Source organism: Mycolicibacterium diernhoferi (genome assembly GCF_019456655.1).
GTDB lineage: Bacteria > Actinomycetota > Actinomycetes > Mycobacteriales > Mycobacteriaceae > Mycobacterium > Mycobacterium diernhoferi.
Map to the genome: position 1 here is coordinate 3,348,977 of NZ_CP080332.1, position 16,406 is coordinate 3,365,382.

A 16,406-nucleotide genomic window follows, 5' to 3' on the forward strand; every position below is an offset into this window, starting at 1 on the left:
AGCATGACCAACCAGATCGCACTGTCGGAAGTTCAGGAGTTCATCGCCGGCTTCTGGTATCACTACGACCAGGGGCAGTTCGATGTGCTCGCCACCTACGTCGGCGATGAGATGGAGTACCTGAGCCGCTCCGATTCCGGGAACTGCCCGTTCGAGGACCTGCTGGCGGCCGAGCTGCACGGTGGTGCGGAGACGCTGGCGTGGCTGAGCAAGCACCGCGACGAGAACCCCTACCCGTTGCGTCATCACGCCACCAACATCTTCCGCACCGGTACCGACGGCGACGTCACCACAGCCCGCTTCTACCTGTACGTCAACCAGGTCACCAACAATGTGCCCTTCGATGTGTCGTCGGGGGTTGTCGATGTCGGTATCAGGCGCTCCGGAGATGCACTGGTGCTCACCTCGATGACGGTGGTCCTCGACGCGGAGGATTCGATTCCGTTCGCGGAGCACCGCGCAAAGCTCAGCACGACGAACGCCTGACGGTGGACTCAGCCGACGCACGCCGGACCTTCGGTGGCGGTATCGCGGTCATCACCGGCGCCGGTGCCGGCATAGGCGCCGGCCTCGCCCGACACGCCCACCGGCTGGGCATGACCGTGGTGCTGGTCGACGTGGACGAGCGTGCCGTGACGAAGCTGCGCGACGAACTGGTCGCCGACGGCGGAACCGCACATGTCGAGGTGTGCGATGTCCGGGATCCCGACGCGCTGGTGGCGTTGGCGGAGCGCGTGTACTCCGATATCGGCCCGGTACGGCTGCTGGTCAACAATGCCGGTGTCGAGCAGTTCGGATACTTATGGGACACCCCGGTGGCCAACTGGAACCGGGTGATGGACATCAATGTCAGCGGTGTCTTCCACGGTGTGCGCGCGTTCCTGCCGAAGATGATCACCGCCGGCACACCCGCCTGGGTGTGGAATCTGTCCTCGATCGGCGGGGTCGCCGCGGTACCGCTGCAGGCGCCCTACATCGTGAGTAAACACGCGGTGCTGGCACTGACCGAGTGCCTGCGCCTGGAGGTGGAACTGGCCGGCCACGGCGACCTCATCCGGGTGCAGGCGGTGCTGCCCGGCGCGGTGAAGTCGAACATCTTCGAAGCCGCCGGCGGCGTGGAGGACGGCGATGACCGTGCCGCCGAGTCCCAGCGCGAAGCGATGCTCGACATCAAGGCTGCGGCAATGGATCCCGTCGAAGCCGCCGAGGTGGTGTTCGAGCAGGCCGACCGTGGCGACTTCTACCTGCTGACGCAGCCCGACTATGTCAGCTCGGCCATGGCCGACCGCGCCACGGTGCTCACCACTCGGGTGCCTCCGCAGCTGCGCACCGCCCAGCGCTTCGATCCGGACAAACACTGAGAGGGTTTCGCCGATGAGCAACCCGTACCGGCCGGTGCTGGACCCCGATGCCGCCGCCCGGGTGGCGGCCTTCGGCCCCCCGACGCCGATGCGCGAGCGCGGGTTTCAGGCGCTCCGCGATGCCATCGAATCGGCACCACCGCCGGCCGACATGCCCGCGATGGCCGATATCTCGGAAGCCACGGTGCCCGGGACCGGCGGACCCGTCCCGGTGCGGATCTACCGTCCGGAGAACAGTGCTGATCCGTCACCGGCGATCGTGCATCTGCACGGGGGCGGGCTGGTGATGGGTTCGAATCATTCGTTCGAGCCGTTGGCGCGCGCACTCGCCGCCGCAAGCCAGGCCGCCGTGGTCGCGGTCGACTACCGCCTGGCCCCGGAGAATCCCCCGCCGGCGCAGTTCGAGGACGCCTGGACGGTCACCGAATGGGTTGCCGACAACGCCGAGTCGCTGGGATTCGACCGCTCCAGGATCGTCGTGTCCGGAGACAGCGCGGGCGGAGGCGTGGCCGCCGCCGTCGCGCTGTCCGCGCGTGACGAGGGTGGACCGGAGCTGTTCGCGCAGGTGCTCATGTACCCCGGTGTCGACCGTGACATGGCCGCAGCGTCGGTTCTCAACAACCCGGCCGCGCCGATGCTGCTGCACGACGACATCGTCTATCTGCACGAGCTCGCCGATACCGGGGCCTCCGCAGCCCATGACACGCGGCGGGTGCCGGCCTATGCCACCGATCTCACCGGTTTGCCGCAAGCCATCGTGGTGACCGCCGAGCTGGATCCGATCCACGACTGGGGTGAGCGTTATGCCGCCCGGTTGCGCGACGCCGGTGTCCAGACCACCCTCACCCGGTATCCGGGGATCTACCACGGCTTCCTGATGCGGTCGCAAGCCACCGCACGCGGCCGGCTGGCGATGGCCGAGATCGGCGCTCTCCTGCGGGCGAAGTTCGCCAATCCCATGGATTTCGACGTCTGAACGTCCCGATGGCCGGACATCGACCGTTCGAACACCGTTGACGCAAACCAGAATCGACGTTAGCAACGGCGCGGATGACCGCCGGAATCGAGAAAAGGAGTACCCGTGACGCTCACCGATGAACGGCGCATGGAACTGTCGGACATTCTGCGTCCCGTGGCGCCGCCCCGCGAGGTCGACAACGTCTACACCGAGGATCAGCGCCAACGCCTGCTCGATGTCGTCCGACAGGATGCCCCCTGGCGGCTCATCATCGCCCAGCACTTCTCGTCACCCGAAGAGCTGATGGCGACCATGAGCGGTCAGTTCCCCGAGGGTTTCACCCCGACGCTGGACCTGTTCCTGACCCCCACGTTTCGGGGACACCTCGCCAATCACGGCACCGTGCTGTACCCGGAACTGCACGACTGCTTCTACAACGCCGAGTTCCTCGCACAGGCGAAGTCGTACTGGGGTGCGGAGTACGCCAAGCCACAGATGATGCTGTTCAACATCAACGGGCCGTGCTGCAACCGTGATCCCGGCCACCTCGATTCGCCGAGTTTCCGCGGCGTGCGCTACGAGAACGCTCCCACCTGGCTGGTCAGCGTGATGGGCAAATCCGGCCTGTTCAAGGACTACCTGGTCAAGATGGCACAGGTGATCACCTGGTTCTCCCACGACGAGGGCAGCGGTTTCACCTACTGGCCGGACGGCCCGTTGAAGACTCCCAAGCGGCTGTTGCCTCCGGTCTACAACCGTGGCGTGGTGGTGCAGAACGAGATGATGGTGCACCGCGGCGAGGCCAACGGCCCGCTGGAGCAGCAGATGCCGGCCGGTCTGGCGTTCGACACGGTGTTCGCCGGTGATCCCGCCGACCGCGACCAGTGGGTGCTCAAGAACGGCGACGACGTGATCGCCCGCCATCACTCCGACGAACTGCGGTTCCTGGTGCACTGGTCGGCCGAGGTGTTCTCCGACTTCGACGAGCTGAAGAAGAACATGGACGGCTCCGACGACCTGACCATTGACAAGGCCATCGACATGATGGTCGACGACCTGGCGAAGAAGGGCATCAAGCTCGATATCCCGAGCGCCCCGCTGCACGACCCGGCCTTCATCGGCGCGCTCAATGCCGCCTACGACATCGGTGGCCCGGCAAGCTATCCGGAGGAAGCCCCGCTGAGTGCGTTCGTGCTCGGCTGACGCACACATCGGCACACACGAAGGCCCCGGTCTCCGAAAGGAGCCCGGGGCCTTCGTTGTTGACGGATGCGGTCTTGGACCGCCTCCTGGTCGAGTCAGTGCAGCCGTGCGGCGGCGTCGGCACCGGCGCGCCGGCCGCTGAACACGCAGTCCGAGATCGACAGACCGCTGACGTAGCTGTTCGAGCACACCCCGACGGCATTGCGGCCGGCCGCATACAGCCCGGGCACGACGCCACCGTCGCGGTGCCGGACCGCACCGGTGGTCTCGTCGACCACCAGTCCACCCAGCGTCAGCCCGGGGATCGGGTAGAACATCGACGAATCCGCCGAGATATTGATGGAGTAGAACGGCCCACGGTCCATGGGTGGGCACAGCGAGGGGTCCTTGTGTGCGGGATCGCCTGCACTACTGCGGATTCCGTGATTGTACTCATCGACGGTCTTACGCAGGCCGGTGACGTCGATACCATTCTTCTCCGCGATGCCTTCGATGGTGGCGGCCTTCTTGTGCCCGATGGACCGCAGGTACCAGATCTGCAGCCGTTGGAACACCTGGGTCTGTTCCTTGATCTGCTCCTTGATCTTTCGCCAGGTGGCGGCGTCGTAGATCGCCCACCCGGTGCCGCCGAACTCGCGCATCATGACGTTGCCGTGGCTGGCCCCGTAGAGATCCTCGTTGACGATGCGGCGGCCGTCCGCCCCCACGCTGAGCCCCTCCAGGAAGGCGCTGGGTGGGGACAGGAACCGCCAGGCCGTGACATTACCCATCTTGTCGGTCACTCCCCCGGCGTCCAGTCCGAGCCGAATCCCGGTCCCGTCGTCTCCCACGGTGCCCAGCGGCGAGATCTTCAGGAACTCCGGGGCGTATCGCTTCACCCAGTCGCGGTTGTTGATGAAGCCGCCGGCGGCCAGGATCACCGCCGGGGCGTGGGCTTGTGTTTCGCTGCTGGCCTTCGCACGCAGCCTCTCGGCACGCGCAACGGCACCCTCGACCACGCCGGGCATCCAGGTACCGAGTTTCCCGGTGCCTTTGAAGATGAGTCGGTGTTTCCGCGCGCTGCGGTGGCCATGGTCCAGCACCTGGTACCGGACGCCGGTGACCCGGCCGTCGTCGGCCTGGATCAGGCCGTGCACGTGTGCGAGCGGGACGAAGTCGACACCCTTCGCCTTCGCCGAGTCCCGCAACCGTTCGAACAGGACTCGCCCTGAACTCATGCCGGGTGCGAGCACCCGGTGCCCGCGCGGGGCGGGCTGGGCGTGTGTCACGTAGGGGAAGGCCTTCTCGTTGCCCGAGTAGTACAGGTAGTGGTCATCGGTGGGATACGAGGTCTTGTAGGACGGCACCGCACCACCCCGGAACTCGACCCCCTGCGCCTTGAGCCAATCGATCATGGCGGGGCTCTGCTCGCAGAACCGGCGCAGCGTTTCGGGGGTCACGGCACCGGCGACTTCCTGGTCGAGGTAGGCCAGCATGTTCTCGACGCTGTCGACGTAGCCGCCGGCCCGCTGTTCGGCGGTCCCGGCCCCGGCATAGACGATCCCACCCGAGTAGGCCGTTGCACCGCCGCCGTAACCGCGGTCCAGGACCAGCACCCGTGCGCCGCGATCGGCGGCCTCGATCGCCGCGGCGGCACCGGCGGCCCCGAATCCTACGACGATGACGTCATATTCGCGAGGTGTGGACATCGATGCTCCGATCAGAGGACGGATTTGATCTGTTTGGCGACAAGCCGGGCGGTGCGCCGGGGCGCCAGCCGGGACAGCGTGTACAGCAGGTGGGCATCGGTACCGATGATCACCCGGTAGCGGTCCTTGGCGATTCCGGCGACGATCTTCTTGCCCGCCGCCTCGGGGGTGGTGGCCGGTGCACGCCGCCCTCCGGCGTCGAGCATCTCGACCCCCGAGTTCTGCGCCAGGTTGGTCGAGACGTTGCCCGGGAACAACGTCACGACATGGACGTTCGTATCCGCGAGTTCGGCGTCGAGTCCCTCGCTAAACTGCTGCACGGCGCCCTTGCTGGCGCTATAGAGGATCTGGCTGGCGAACGGCAGCAGAGCCGACAGGCTCGACATGTTGGTGATGTTGGCTTCCGGCCGGGTGAGCAGCAGGGGCAGGAAGGCCCGGCACATCTGGATGGTCCCGGTGACGTTGACAGCCATCACCCGGTCCAGATCGTCATCGCCGAGGTCAGCGAAAAGCGCGAATCTCTGGGCGATCCCGGCGATGTTGACCAACCCGTCGACCTGGCCGTGCACGTCGAGTACCTGGGCGGGTAGGGCGGCCACCGCGTCGCGGTCGGTGATGTTCAGGACGTGGGTGGACAGCCGCGTCCCGGTGCCGCGGGCACGCTCGGCCGTCCCGGCGAGACCCACCTGATCGAGGTCGACGGCGGCGACGTGCGCGCCCCGCCGGTGCAGACCCAGCGCGACCTCGCGTCCCATCCCGTTGCCGGCGCCGGTGACGACGAACACCTTATCCGGGATGCGCATGAGCACCTTCGGGTTCCGTGAACCCCATCCGGGTACGGGTGAGGTGGATGGACCGGATGCGCCACTGCCCCGCGGTCTTGATGTACGTCTCGTGATAGTGGCCCGCGCCGCTGAGAGTGTGACCGCTGGGAAAGTCGACGATGTCGGCCATCGCCCAGATGGCCGACGCGGTGGTCGGTGATTCCAGCACGATCTCGGGCGTGTGACCGTGATGCACGGTGGTGCACCCGTCGAGGACACCGCGGATCGATGCGACGAGTTCGTCGACACCCGCCCAGGTTTGTGCCGCCGCATCGGCACCGTGGGTGGTCACCGCGTTGTCGAATGTGCCGACGACCTCATCGTCGAACAGCGACCGCCACGAGTCCCAGTCCTTGGTGTCCAGATATCGGAAGTAGCGCGCCTTCAGCTGCCGAAGAGCCTCGATGTCCTCGCAGGCCGGGCACCCGGTTGCGTGCGTCATGAGCTATTCCTCTCCGTTGGATGACCATTCGGTCTCGTCGAGCACCGGGAGCGTCCCCCGGTGCACCGAGGCCTCGATGGCCTCACGGAGCTGCGGGCAGAGTGCGAGGGCGTCGTCCGGTTCCGGCATCCGTCCCCCGACCGGGCTCGGGCCCGCACCGCGCCGGGCACACCGGGCAAGGGAGTCGGCGGTCCACTGCACGCTGGTCTGCTCCCAGCTGCTCTTGCGGACCAGCACCTGCGCCCCGCAAGCCCCGCAGTCGACCGGCGTCATCGGTACGTCGGCGAGACGGTTGTCGGGGCGCACCCTCACTGGGTGATCCCGACCAGCCTCGGCAGCCGGCCGGCCGCCACATTGGCCTCGGCCTCTTTGTTCCATGCTTCCCGCGGGCGGGTGGTGTCGATCTCGAACTCGAAGCGGTCCACCATATCCGGGGTCACGTCGGCGACGTCGACATAGAACTGCTCGTACCAGCGGCGCAGCTGATAGACCGGGCCGTCCTCTTCACACAGCAACGGGTTGTCGATGCGTGCCTTGCGGCGCCAGATCGCGACGTCCTGCTCGAAACCCATCTTGACGAAGTCACCGAGCGCGACCGCCATCTGCACAGCATCCTCATCCGGCAGTCCGGCCGGCTTCTCGACGATGATCCCGTACTGCAGCACAAAGGAATCCGCATCGATCGGGTAGTGGCAGTTCAGCAAGATGGTCCGCTGATCGCCGTAGTCGTAGTGATAAGTGAGGTCGTCGATCATGAAGGACGGACCGTAGTACGAGGCGACCGAGGTGGTGCCCAGGATCTGCGGTCCCTCGCCGCCGCGGAGATCGGGCCGGGAGTCGCTGCGATAGTACTGGGTGGCGATGTGATTCTCGAAGATGTTCTTGAACCCGGTGGGCAGCCCGCCGTGGATGTAGAAGAAGTGCGCCATGTCCACGACGTTGTCGATGATCTCGCGGCAGTTGGTGTGCACCACCGTGCTGTACCAGTGCCAGTCGGTCCAGCCGTCGGAGCCGACGCCTTCGATGTGGGGAATCGTCACGTCGGCGGGCGGTGCCTTCTTCTCCGGGTCGTTCCAGACGAACAGCATGCCGTCCTGCTCGAGGGTCTGCCATTTCGCGGTGCGGGCGAGCTTGGGCACTCGGCGGCTGTACGGAATCTGCTTACAGCGGCCGTCGCCGCCCCAGCGCCAGTCGTGGAACGGGCAGGCGATCTCGTTGCCCTTGACCTCGCCGTCGGACAGGTCGCCACCCATGTGACGGCAGTAGGCGTCCAGCACGTTGATCGTGCCGTCCTCGCCGCGGAACACCACCAACTTGGTGCCGAATGCCGTGATCGCATGCGGTTTGCCGTCCCCGAGATCACGGGTCAGTCCCAGGCAGTGCCAGCCGCGGGCGAACCTGGTCGGCGCGGCCTGCGCCTCGATCTGCCGAACTTCTTCTGCACTGTCGGGCTGCAACGACGTCATCTCCGGCCATCCTCGCTCTGGTTATGTACTGGGAGAGAACTCCGTTGTAGCACCGTGTTTCTGGCCTCAGGGCCCTGGTGTTCCACTGACCGGGCGGCCCCGAAGACACAACTGCTCTGCGCATCTGAGAATCGGATGCGTGACCTCTGCCCAGAACATCACCGTCGATCTCCTCATCATCGGCTCCGGAACCGGCATGGCCGCTGCGCTGGCGGCTCACGAGCTCGGCCTTTCGACGCTGATCGTGGAGAAGACCGCGCTGGTCGGCGGCTCCATGGCGCGCTCCGGCGGCGCCTTCTGGATGCCGGGGAATCCCATCCTGGCCCAGGCAGGTTCCGGGGACACCCTGGAGCGGGGACGTGCCTACCTCGACGAACTGGTCGGCACGGACGCCCCGCAGGACAGGGCCCATGCGTTCGTGGAGTTCGGGTCCGCCACCATCGAGATGCTGCGCCGCACCACACGGATGAAATTCCAGTGGGCCAAGGGGTATTCGGACTACCACCCCGAGAGAACCGGTGGCAGCGCGGCCGGGCGTACCTGCGAATGCCGCCCGTTCGACACCGCGGTCCTGGGCGCCGAACTGGCCCGGCTGCGCCCCGGTGTCATGAAGTCGAACTTCCCGATGCCGGTGACCGGCGCGGACTACCGATGGCTGAACCTGATGGCCCGCACGCCCGGCCGGTCGTGGCCGCGCATCCTGCTGCGGGCCTTCCAGGGCATCGGCGGCCTGGCGCTGCGACGCCGGTACGCCGCCGGCGGGCAGGCCCTGGCGGCCGGGTTGTACGCCGGTGTCCTGGCCGCCGACATACCGGTGTGGACCGAAGCGACGGTCTCCACGCTGCTCACCGACGGGGAGCGGGTCAGCGGTGCGGTGGTGGACCGCAACGGAACCGCGGTGACGGTCACCGCGCGGCACGGAATCGTTTTGGCCACTGGCGGTTTCGACCACCAGATGAGCTGGCGGCACAAGTTCCAGTCCGAGCGCCTGGGCGCCCACCACAGTCTGGGATCGGAGGGAAACACCGGAGACGGTATCCGGCTGGGGCAGGACCTGGGCGCGGGCACCGCTCTGATGGATCAGGCCTGGTGGTTCCCGGCTTTCGCGCCGCTGCCGGGTGGTGAGCCGACCGTGATGCTCGCCGAACGGTCACTGCCGGGTTGCCTGCTGGTCGATCAGGACGGCAGGCGCTTCATCAACGAGGCCATCGATTACATGTCCTTCGGCCAGGAACTGCTGCGGCGGGAGGATGCCGGTGACCCGGTGGAGTCCATGTGGATGATCTTCGATCAGCGGTACCGCAACAGTTACCTGCTCGCGGCGGAACTGTTCCCGCGGATGCCGATCCCGCAGAGCTGGTATGACGCCGGGATCGCCTACCGCAGCGCTGATCTCGGAACGCTGGCGGATCAGATCGGCGTCGATTCCAAAAGCTTCCTGGCCACGATGGACCGCTTCAACGGGCTGGCGGACTCGGGGGTGGACACCGATTTCGGGCGCGGGGCCAGCGCCTACGACCGGTACTACGGCGATCCGACCATCACGCCCAATCCCAACCTGCGCCCGCTGGACTCCGGCCCGTTCTACGCGGTCAAGGTGGTGCTCAGCGATCTGGGCACCTGTGGTGGGGTCCGGGCCGACGCCCGCGGCCGGGTGCTGCGCGAGGACGGAACCGCGATCGACGGTCTCTACGCGCTCGGCAACACCGCGGCCAACACCTTCGGCCGGACCTACCCGGGCGCCGGCGCCACGATCGGGCAGGGGCTGGTGTTCGGGTACATCATCGCCCAGCACGCCGCGGGCAGAATCAGTTGAGCCTGACCCGCCGCTAGTCGGCCGCCGGGTCGTCGTCCTGGTCCTCGGCGGCAATCCGGCGTTCCACCTCGTACCAGTATTCGCGCACCGGGAACTGGACCCCCGCGGGGTTCTCGCCGAAGGCGTCCTGTACCGCGTCGAGATCCTTGATCATCTGCAGGGCCATCTCACGTTCGACCGCGTAGTACTGCTCCGACCACTTCAGTGCCAGCCGGGCATACGCCCACGCCGGTTGCTCGCTGGTCCAGCGCACCTCCGTCGCGGCGGCCTGGTGCAACTGTTCGGCATAGGCGGCGTGCTCGGTGAGGATCTCGCGGAGACGTCCGGGCTTGAGCAGATGTCCGAGCATCACCCTCAGCATCGGGTTGTGTTTGAGGCTGGGCGGTTCCACCGGGTCCTCGTTGGCCCACCGACTGACCGCCGCCTGCCCCTGCTCGGTGATCCGGTACATCCGCCGACTACGGATACCCGCGTCCACCCGGGAACTGACCAGACCGAGCCGCTCCAGACGCTTGAGCTCCGAATAGATCTGGCTGTATGCAGGACTGGAGTAGAAGAACCGGATGGCCCAGTCGATCCACTTCTTGATGTCGTAACCGGACAGCTCGTCACCACTGGTGAGCAGCCCCAGCAACGCCCAGCCGGTGGGCGACACATTCAGCCCACCAGGTGCGCTCGCGGTGTCATCGGTCACCCACCAAGGCTAGCAACGCCCGCTACGCACCGCCGCCCGACTACCGCTGACCGGGAGAAGACGTTGCGGCAGCGACGATGGAGCGGGAAGAGTGACCGTCCATGACTGAGATTCCCACCGAGGTCGATGTGCTGGTCGCCGGGTCGGGCGGCGGCATCGCCGGAGCGTATACCGCGGCCCGCGAGGGCCTTTCGGTCTTACTCGTCGAGGCCACCGACATGTTCGGCGGGACCACCGCGTATTCGGGCGGCGGCGGGGTGTGGTTCCCGTGCAATCCCGTCCTACAGCGCGCCGGAACCGACGACACCATCGACGCGGCGCTGAACTACTTCCACGCCGTCGTCGGCGACCGCACCCCGCGGGAGTTGCAGGACGCCTACGTGCGCGGCGGCGCCGGTCTGATCGAGTACCTGGAGCAGGACCCGGCGTTCGAGTTCACCGTGCTGCCCTGGCCGGACTATTACGGCTCGGCGCCCGACGCCCGCAACGACGGATACCGGCACACCATCCCGCTGCCCGTGCCCGACTCCGCGCTCGGCCGCTACGCCGGGTCGGTGCGCGGCCCGCTGGACACCGAAAGACTCGGAGTTCCCGCGCCCGAGGTCCTATCCGGGGGCAGGGCCCTGGTCGGCCGGTTCCTGGCCGCCCTCGACCGGCTGCCCAACGTCACCTGCCTGCGCAGTACCCCGCTGGTGGAGCTGATCACCGAGGACGGCCGGGTCGTCGGCGCCGTGATCGAGCACGAGGGCGCCCCGATCCGGGTCACGACCCGCCGCGGAGTGCTGCTGGCCAGTGGCGGATTCGAACAGAACCCGGCCATGCGCGCCGAATACGGCGTACCTGGCGAGGCGAACGACACCATGGGCGGCCCGGGCAGCACCGGCGGCGCGCATCGGGCCGGTATGGCGGTGGGCGCCGATGTCGACCTGATGGATCAAGCCTGGTGGTCCCCGGGGCTGACGCACCCCGACGGGCGTTCGGCGTTCGCGCTGTGGTTCACCGGTGGCATCTTCGTCAACCAGGATGGGCGCCGGTTCGTCAATGAGTCGGCACCCTACGACCGGCTCGGCCGCGAGGTCATCCGCCAGCTGCAGGACGGCTCGGCCGGCCTGCCGTTCTGGATGGTGTACGACAACCGTGACGGGAACGTGCCCCCGGTCCAAGCCACCAACGTGTCGATGGTCGACGCCGCGCAATACCGCGAGGCGGGGCTGTGGCACACCGCCGACACGGTGGCCGGACTGGCGGAGGCGATCGGGGTGCCCGCCGCCGAGTTGGAGGCCACCATCGAGCGGTTCAACAAGCTGGCAGCCAGTGGGGTGGACGACGACTTCGGCCGCGGCGCGGAGGCCTACGACCGGGTGTTCACCGCGGGCGAGTCACCGCTGGTGCCCATCGACCGCCCGCCGTACCACGCCGCCGCGTTCGGGTTGTCCGATCTCGGCACCAAGGGCGGACTGCGCACCGATACCCACGCCCGGGTGCTACGCGCCGACGGCACGCCCATCGACGGCCTGTACGCCGCCGGCAACACCATGGCGGCGGTGTCGGGCACCACCTACCCGGGTGGCGGCAATCCGATCGGCGCATCCATGCTCTTCAGCCACCTTGCCGGGCTGGATATGGCCGCTCAGGACGCTGCGCAGTGAGTCGGTCACTGAGCCCCGAGCAAGCCCAGCACATCGAGGACCTCTACGGTCCCTTGACGCAGTCCCTGCGAAGGCTCATCGACGTCACGATTCGCAGCGAGGCCGACGATATCGAAGTGGCACAGGCGCATCGGTTGATCGAACAGGCGGCCGACCTGTTGAGTTCACGCCTCGATCCGGGACCGTTCGGGGTGCGCACCACCACCGATGGCGGCATGCTCCCGTGGGGCAATGTGGCGATCGGGATGCGCAATGCGATCGCTCCCCCGCTGAACGTCATCCGCGATGACAGTGGCAGGGCCACCGTGGATTTGGTGTTGGAGGCGCCCTACGAGGGCCCGGCGGGCCATGTCCACGGTGGGGTGTGCGCGCTGCTGCTGGACCACGTGCTCGGCGCTACCGCTCACCGGCCCGGGAAGCCGGCCTTCACCGGTACGCTGACCCTTCGGTATGTGGCACCCACCCGGTTGGGCAAGCTTCGGGTCGAAGCGTGGATCGACAGCGAGACCGAGTCGAAAACCATTGCCGCGGGCCATATCAAAGACGCCGACGGTGTGGTGACCGTGCAGGCCGAAGGCATCTTCATCCGACCGAAAGCGAAACCATGACCGCAACTGTGCAGCCCGCGTTCGAAGGGTGGTTTTCCACCGACGACGCCGGCCAGACGCACCTCATCGGCGGCAAGTGCACCCAGTGCGCCACCTACGTCTTCCCGCCCCGGGAAAACAACTGCCCCAACCCCGGCTGTGACAGCGACACCCTGGCCCTCGTGCCGCTGTCCCGGCACGGGAAGGTGTGGAGCTACACCGAAAACCGCTACGCACCCCCACCGCCCTACCCGTCCCCGGACCCCTTCGAACCGTTCGCCGTCGCCGCCGTCGAACTCGCCGACGAAGGCCTCATCGTGCTCGGCAAAGTCGTCGAAGGCACCCTGGCCGCCGACCTCAAAGTCGGCATGCCCATGGAACTGACCACCATGACCCTCTACGTCGACGACGACGGCATCGCACGCACCACCCACGCCTGGAGGATCGCCCAATGACAGTGTCATCCCCCGAGTCGCTGCGCTCCTGCCCGCCGCCAGAGCCGGTCTACATTCTGGGTGCCGGCATGCACCCCTGGGGCAAATGGGGCCGCGACTTCACCGAATACGGCGTCGTCGCCGCCCGCGCCGCCCTGGCCGAAGCCGGCCTCGACTGGCGCCAAATCCAACTCGTCGCCGGCGCGGACACCATCCGCAACGGCTACCCCGGCTTCGTCGCCGGCGCCACCTTCGCCCAAAAACTCGGCTGGAACGGCATCCCCGTCACCTCCAGCTACGCCGCCTGCGCCTCCGGCAGCCAAGCCCTGCAATCCGCCCGCGCCCAAATCCTGGCCGGCATCTGCGACGTCGCCCTCGTCATCGGCGCCGACACCACCCCCAAAGGCTTCTTCGCCCCCGTCGGCGGCGAACGCCGCAACGACCCCGACTGGCAGCGCTTCCATCTGATCGGCGCCACCAACACCGTCTACTTCGCCCTGCTGGCACGCCGGCGCATGGACCTCTACGGCGCCACCGTGGACGACTTCGCGAACGTCAAGGTCAAAAACGCCCGCCACGGGCTGAACAACCCCAACGCCCGCTACCGCAAAGAAGCCACCGTCGACGACGTCCTGGCCTCCCCCGTCGTCTCCGACCCACTACGACTGCTCGACATCTGCGCCACCAGCGACGGTGCGGCCGCCGTCATCGTCGCTTCCAAAGCGTTCACCGAAAAACACCTCGGCTCGACACAAGGCGTCCCGTCGGTGCGCGCGGTCAGCCTGCAATCCCCGCAATACCCCCAACACCTGCCCGAACTGCCCGACATCGCCACCGACTCCACCGCCGTCATCCCCGGCCCGCAGCGCGTGTTCAAAGACCAGATCCTCGACGCCGCCTACGCCGAAGCCGGCATCGGCCCCGAAGACCTGTCCCTGGCCGAGGTCTACGACCTGTCCACCGCCCTGGAACTCGACTGGTACGAACACCTCGGCCTGTGCGAAAAGGGCGAAGCCGAACACCTGCTGCGCTCCGGGGCCACCACCATCGGCGGCCGCATCCCGGTCAACGCCTCCGGCGGCCTCGCCAGCTTCGGAGAAGCCATCCCCGCCCAAGCCATCGCCCAAATCTGCGAACTCACCTGGCAACTCAAAGGCCAAGCCACCGGCCGCCAAGTCGAGGGCGCCACCGTCGGCGTCACCGCCAACCAAGGCCTCTTCGGCCACGGCTCCTCGGTCATCATCGCCAAGTAGTTCTCACACCGGGTCGAGTGCCGAGATCAACCACTTCCCATCGGATTTGGCCAGACTGACCACCACACTGCTGGCGGTCAGTGACGGCTCGGGCCGGTCACGGCTGGTGGTCTCCTGATTCAGAAAGACCAGCACCTTCGCCGAGTTCGGTTCCATCTCCATCAGCGCCGAGTTCAGCACCTGCGCATTCGCTGTGATGCCCCGATCCCGCACGGCCGGCGCCACCACCTCGGCGGTGAACCTTCCGTAATAGGTGAGGAAATCCCCGGCCATCAACGACTGCGCACGTTCCATATCGCGATCGAGGGTCTCCGGCGAGTAGGACAGCAGCGCGACGGTGGCGCTGGATGCCGCATCGACCGCCACCTGTTCGGCGACCGCATCGGTCTGCTGAATCTGCCGGAAGCCGGTCAAGTACACCACCGTCGCGAAGACGGCCGCGGCCACGACCGGCACGATGAGCAGGATGCCCTTCCGGCGCGAAGTCAGCCGGGCTCGCGGTGTGTCGATGGTCATGACACAAACTCCACATTCGACATCTTGATCTGATTACCGTCACGCTGCAGGTCCACCAGGAGCCGCCAGTTCCTCGGGGCCTCGTCGGTGCCCTCGGCATCGGTGACAGTGGAGGATGCGGACACCAACACCACGGCTGAGTCCGCCGTCATCGACTCCACCGCCGCCGCATTCGCGGTCACCGTCGTACTCACCTTGGCGTCCCGGGACACCTTGATGAAATCCTCGGCAGCGCCTTCGAATTCCGTACGGAACGGATCGGTCGAGTTGTCGACGATCCGCTGCACGTCGTCCTCGGGATTCTTGAAGTCGATGGACATCAAGGTGATCACTGCTTGGCGCGCCGCGGCGACGAATTCGGCCCTGTTGCGGTCCTCGGCCGCAACGTTCTGCTGCTGTTTGATCATCAGCCCGCCTGCGGCGAGCAAGCCGGCCGTGCCCAGCACCGCGATGACCGCAGCCACCCGGCCCGTCTTGAGACGGCGTCTGGGCTCCGGAGTATCCGTCTCGGCCTGATCGGCCGGTGCGACGGTCTCGGTCAGCACCTCAGTTCTCGACATAGCGGCACGCTATGGGGAACGGCCGGCGCTGCAGCGGCGATCTCCCATCCAGTGGGTACGCCACCCAGCGGAGCGCTTCACCAGTGCCGTATCGCGCAGAGCGCGCCCTTCGGTCCCTCGGCGGTGTCCACCAGCACGCCGTCCACCGACAGTTCGCAGCGGAACATCGGTTCCCCCGATGACGGTCCGCTGGTGGCCGCCACCATGGCCCACCGGTCGGGATCGACCAGTGCGGCATGCAGGACCCATGGCTTGTCCGGGCCGATGTCGACCCGGACCTTGGGACTGAACACGTACGGGTTGTGGCTGTAGTCGGCCCAGGTGGGTGGATCGACGTCGCGGAAGTAGATGTCGGCGGACACCGGGGTCGCGGTGGTGACGGAGTAGACGATCTGGCGCGCGGGTGGCGGTTCGGCCTGTGCCGGCGTGGCCGTCACCACCATTGTCCCCACACCCAGTGCCGCGGCGAGGGCCCTAGACATCGCCGCGGCTCCACAGCGCGGAACCGTCTCTGGCCTGGCAACTGAGGAACAGTCCGTCCGGCGCCTGGGCAACCCAGTTCTCGTACCCGGCGCAGCCGGTGCCGATCTCTTTCACCCCCGCCATCGACGGTGAACGGAAGTACCGCGGTTCATACCGGCGCGGCGACCCACAGAAGACCATCCGGCCCCAGGAGGTCGTGCCGAAGACGTAATGGGTGGTGTTCGAGCAGGGCGCGCCCAGTGTCACCGCCGGCGTGATGCCCGGCGTACAGTCCGGGCCATCGCAGGTCGGCGGGTCTGCTTGTGCCGGAACGGACGTCACCAGTGCGGCGGCCAACGACGCGGCAACCGCGATCACGCTCCTCTTCACGCCCGGCACTCTGTCAGGCAGATGCACCCGGCCGCGGTCGGTGGTCCACTCAGCGGACAGGTTGCGCCCCGGCTCCCGGCCCGGCGGTATTTACTGTGGGCGC

19 protein-coding genes are annotated in these 16,406 nt (G+C 67.2%); 9 read left to right on the plus strand and 10 right to left on the minus strand.

What is annotated here, in order from left to right:
• The first annotated feature begins 3 nt into the window (after positions 1-3).
• From K0O62_RS15900 to K0O62_RS15915, 4 genes are all read left to right on the plus strand, one after another.
• Complete coding sequence (locus tag K0O62_RS15900; RefSeq protein ID WP_073858726.1) at positions 4-486, plus strand: polyketide cyclase; 483 nt, start codon at positions 4-6, stop codon at positions 484-486.
• Between the two features lie 2 nt (positions 487-488).
• Complete coding sequence (locus K0O62_RS15905) at positions 489-1,361, plus strand: SDR family NAD(P)-dependent oxidoreductase (RefSeq protein WP_073858727.1); 873 nt, start codon at positions 489-491, stop codon at positions 1,359-1,361.
• 13 nt (positions 1,362-1,374) lie between these two features.
• Positions 1,375-2,337, plus strand: a complete 963-nt coding sequence (locus K0O62_RS15910; protein WP_073858728.1) for an alpha/beta hydrolase — start codon at positions 1,375-1,377, stop codon at positions 2,335-2,337.
• A gap of 129 nt (positions 2,338-2,466) precedes the next feature.
• Positions 2,467-3,522, plus strand: coding sequence for a hypothetical protein (locus tag K0O62_RS15915; protein WP_073858750.1), 1,056 nt, complete (start codon positions 2,467-2,469; stop codon positions 3,520-3,522).
• A 95-nt stretch (positions 3,523-3,617) separates the two neighbouring features.
• On the opposite strand, the gene K0O62_RS15920 is transcribed toward K0O62_RS15915, so the two are convergent.
• Genes K0O62_RS15920 through K0O62_RS15940 form a run of 5 tightly spaced genes read right to left on the minus strand, consistent with a single transcriptional unit; the run spans position 3,618 to position 7,942 of the window.
• Positions 3,618-5,210: an FAD-binding protein gene (locus K0O62_RS15920; protein WP_073858729.1), complete on the minus strand. Its 1,593-nt coding sequence runs from the start codon at positions 5,208-5,210 to the stop codon at positions 3,618-3,620.
• 11 nt (positions 5,211-5,221) lie between these two features.
• On the minus strand, positions 5,222-6,013 hold the full coding sequence (locus K0O62_RS15925) for an SDR family NAD(P)-dependent oxidoreductase (protein WP_073858730.1): 792 nt from the start codon (positions 6,011-6,013) through the stop codon (positions 5,222-5,224).
• A complete protein-coding gene (locus K0O62_RS15930; protein WP_073858731.1) occupies positions 5,997-6,476 on the minus strand; it encodes a nuclear transport factor 2 family protein in 480 nt (159 codons plus the stop codon). The genes K0O62_RS15925 and K0O62_RS15930 overlap by 17 nt, the downstream gene beginning before the upstream one ends.
• Before the next feature lie 3 nt (positions 6,477-6,479).
• Positions 6,480-6,749, minus strand: coding sequence for a hypothetical protein (locus K0O62_RS15935; protein WP_205870668.1), 270 nt, complete (start codon positions 6,747-6,749; stop codon positions 6,480-6,482).
• Positions 6,750-6,784: 35 nt separating this feature from the next.
• Entirely contained in the window at positions 6,785-7,942 is a 1,158-nt protein-coding gene (locus K0O62_RS15940; RefSeq protein ID WP_073858733.1) for a 3-ketosteroid-9-alpha-monooxygenase, oxygenase component, read from the minus strand.
• A gap of 139 nt (positions 7,943-8,081) precedes the next feature.
• Between K0O62_RS15940 and K0O62_RS15945 the strand changes: the two genes are divergently transcribed.
• Positions 8,082-9,758: a 3-ketosteroid-delta-1-dehydrogenase gene (locus K0O62_RS15945; protein WP_073858734.1), complete on the plus strand. Its 1,677-nt coding sequence runs from the start codon at positions 8,082-8,084 to the stop codon at positions 9,756-9,758.
• 13 nt (positions 9,759-9,771) lie between these two features.
• Here the strand turns inward: K0O62_RS15945 and K0O62_RS15950 are convergent, their stop codons facing one another.
• Complete coding sequence (locus K0O62_RS15950) at positions 9,772-10,452, minus strand: PadR family transcriptional regulator (RefSeq protein WP_073858735.1); 681 nt, start codon at positions 10,450-10,452, stop codon at positions 9,772-9,774.
• A gap of 101 nt (positions 10,453-10,553) precedes the next feature.
• Between K0O62_RS15950 and K0O62_RS15955 the strand changes: the two genes are divergently transcribed.
• From K0O62_RS15955 to K0O62_RS15970, 4 genes are read left to right on the plus strand one after another with little or no spacing between them, the layout of a single operon-like run.
• Positions 10,554-12,101, plus strand: a complete 1,548-nt coding sequence (locus K0O62_RS15955; RefSeq protein WP_073858736.1) for an FAD-binding protein — start codon at positions 10,554-10,556, stop codon at positions 12,099-12,101.
• Positions 12,098-12,709, plus strand: a complete 612-nt coding sequence (locus tag K0O62_RS15960; RefSeq protein ID WP_073858737.1) for a PaaI family thioesterase — start codon at positions 12,098-12,100, stop codon at positions 12,707-12,709. The genes K0O62_RS15955 and K0O62_RS15960 overlap by 4 nt, the downstream gene beginning before the upstream one ends.
• The gene (locus K0O62_RS15965) at positions 12,706-13,143 is read left to right on the plus strand and encodes a Zn-ribbon domain-containing OB-fold protein (protein WP_220045463.1); all 438 of its coding nucleotides are present in this window, start codon (positions 12,706-12,708) and stop codon (positions 13,141-13,143) included. Before K0O62_RS15960 ends, K0O62_RS15965 begins: the two co-directional genes overlap by 4 nt.
• On the plus strand, positions 13,140-14,375 hold the full coding sequence (locus tag K0O62_RS15970) for a lipid-transfer protein (protein WP_073859703.1): 1,236 nt from the start codon (positions 13,140-13,142) through the stop codon (positions 14,373-14,375). Before K0O62_RS15965 ends, K0O62_RS15970 begins: the two co-directional genes overlap by 4 nt.
• A 3-nt stretch (positions 14,376-14,378) precedes the next feature.
• Here the strand turns inward: K0O62_RS15970 and K0O62_RS15975 are convergent, their stop codons facing one another.
• The 4 genes from K0O62_RS15975 to K0O62_RS15990 all read right to left on the minus strand — a co-directional run bounded on the left by K0O62_RS15975 (position 14,379) and on the right by K0O62_RS15990 (position 16,303).
• Positions 14,379-14,891 carry a hypothetical protein gene (locus tag K0O62_RS15975; protein WP_073859704.1) on the minus strand — a complete coding sequence of 171 codons (513 nt, stop codon included), beginning with the start codon at positions 14,889-14,891 and terminating at the stop codon, positions 14,379-14,381.
• Positions 14,888-15,451 (minus strand): Rv1363c family protein, encoded by a 564-nt coding sequence (locus tag K0O62_RS15980; RefSeq protein WP_234800313.1) that lies wholly within the window; start codon positions 15,449-15,451, stop codon positions 14,888-14,890. The genes K0O62_RS15975 and K0O62_RS15980 overlap by 4 nt, the downstream gene beginning before the upstream one ends.
• 77 nt (positions 15,452-15,528) lie before the next feature.
• On the minus strand, positions 15,529-15,933 hold the full coding sequence (locus tag K0O62_RS15985) for an Rv2576c family protein (protein WP_073859705.1): 405 nt from the start codon (positions 15,931-15,933) through the stop codon (positions 15,529-15,531).
• On the minus strand, positions 15,926-16,303 hold the full coding sequence (locus K0O62_RS15990) for a hypothetical protein (protein ID WP_073859727.1): 378 nt from the start codon (positions 16,301-16,303) through the stop codon (positions 15,926-15,928). Before K0O62_RS15990 ends, K0O62_RS15985 begins: the two co-directional genes overlap by 8 nt.
• Between the last annotated feature and the right edge of the window lie 103 nt (positions 16,304-16,406).

Coding starts and splice junctions, on each gene's coding strand:
- K0O62_RS15900 (WP_073858726.1), top strand. CDS start 4: ATGACCAACCAGATCGCACTGTCGGAAGTTCAGGAGTTCATCGCCGGC.
- K0O62_RS15910 (WP_073858728.1), top strand. CDS start 1,375: ATGAGCAACCCGTACCGGCCGGTGCTGGACCCCGATGCCGCCGCCCGG.
- K0O62_RS15915 (WP_073858750.1), top strand. CDS start 2,467: ATGGAACTGTCGGACATTCTGCGTCCCGTGGCGCCGCCCCGCGAGGTC.
- K0O62_RS15920 (WP_073858729.1), bottom strand. CDS start 5,210: ATGTCCACACCTCGCGAATATGACGTCATCGTCGTAGGATTCGGGGCC.
- K0O62_RS15925 (WP_073858730.1), bottom strand. CDS start 6,013: ATGCGCATCCCGGATAAGGTGTTCGTCGTCACCGGCGCCGGCAACGGG.
- K0O62_RS15930 (WP_073858731.1), bottom strand. CDS start 6,476: ATGACGCACGCAACCGGGTGCCCGGCCTGCGAGGACATCGAGGCTCTT.
- K0O62_RS15935 (WP_205870668.1), bottom strand. CDS start 6,749: ATGACGCCGGTCGACTGCGGGGCTTGCGGGGCGCAGGTGCTGGTCCGC.
- K0O62_RS15940 (WP_073858733.1), bottom strand. CDS start 7,942: ATGACGTCGTTGCAGCCCGACAGTGCAGAAGAAGTTCGGCAGATCGAG.
- K0O62_RS15955 (WP_073858736.1), top strand. CDS start 10,554: ATGACTGAGATTCCCACCGAGGTCGATGTGCTGGTCGCCGGGTCGGGC.
- K0O62_RS15965 (WP_220045463.1), top strand. CDS start 12,706: ATGACCGCAACTGTGCAGCCCGCGTTCGAAGGGTGGTTTTCCACCGAC.
- K0O62_RS15970 (WP_073859703.1), top strand. CDS start 13,140: ATGACAGTGTCATCCCCCGAGTCGCTGCGCTCCTGCCCGCCGCCAGAG.
- K0O62_RS15975 (WP_073859704.1), bottom strand. CDS start 14,891: ATGACCATCGACACACCGCGAGCCCGGCTGACTTCGCGCCGGAAGGGC.
- K0O62_RS15980 (WP_234800313.1), bottom strand. CDS start 15,451: ATGTCGAGAACTGAGGTGCTGACCGAGACCGTCGCACCGGCCGATCAG.
- K0O62_RS15985 (WP_073859705.1), bottom strand. CDS start 15,933: ATGTCTAGGGCCCTCGCCGCGGCACTGGGTGTGGGGACAATGGTGGTG.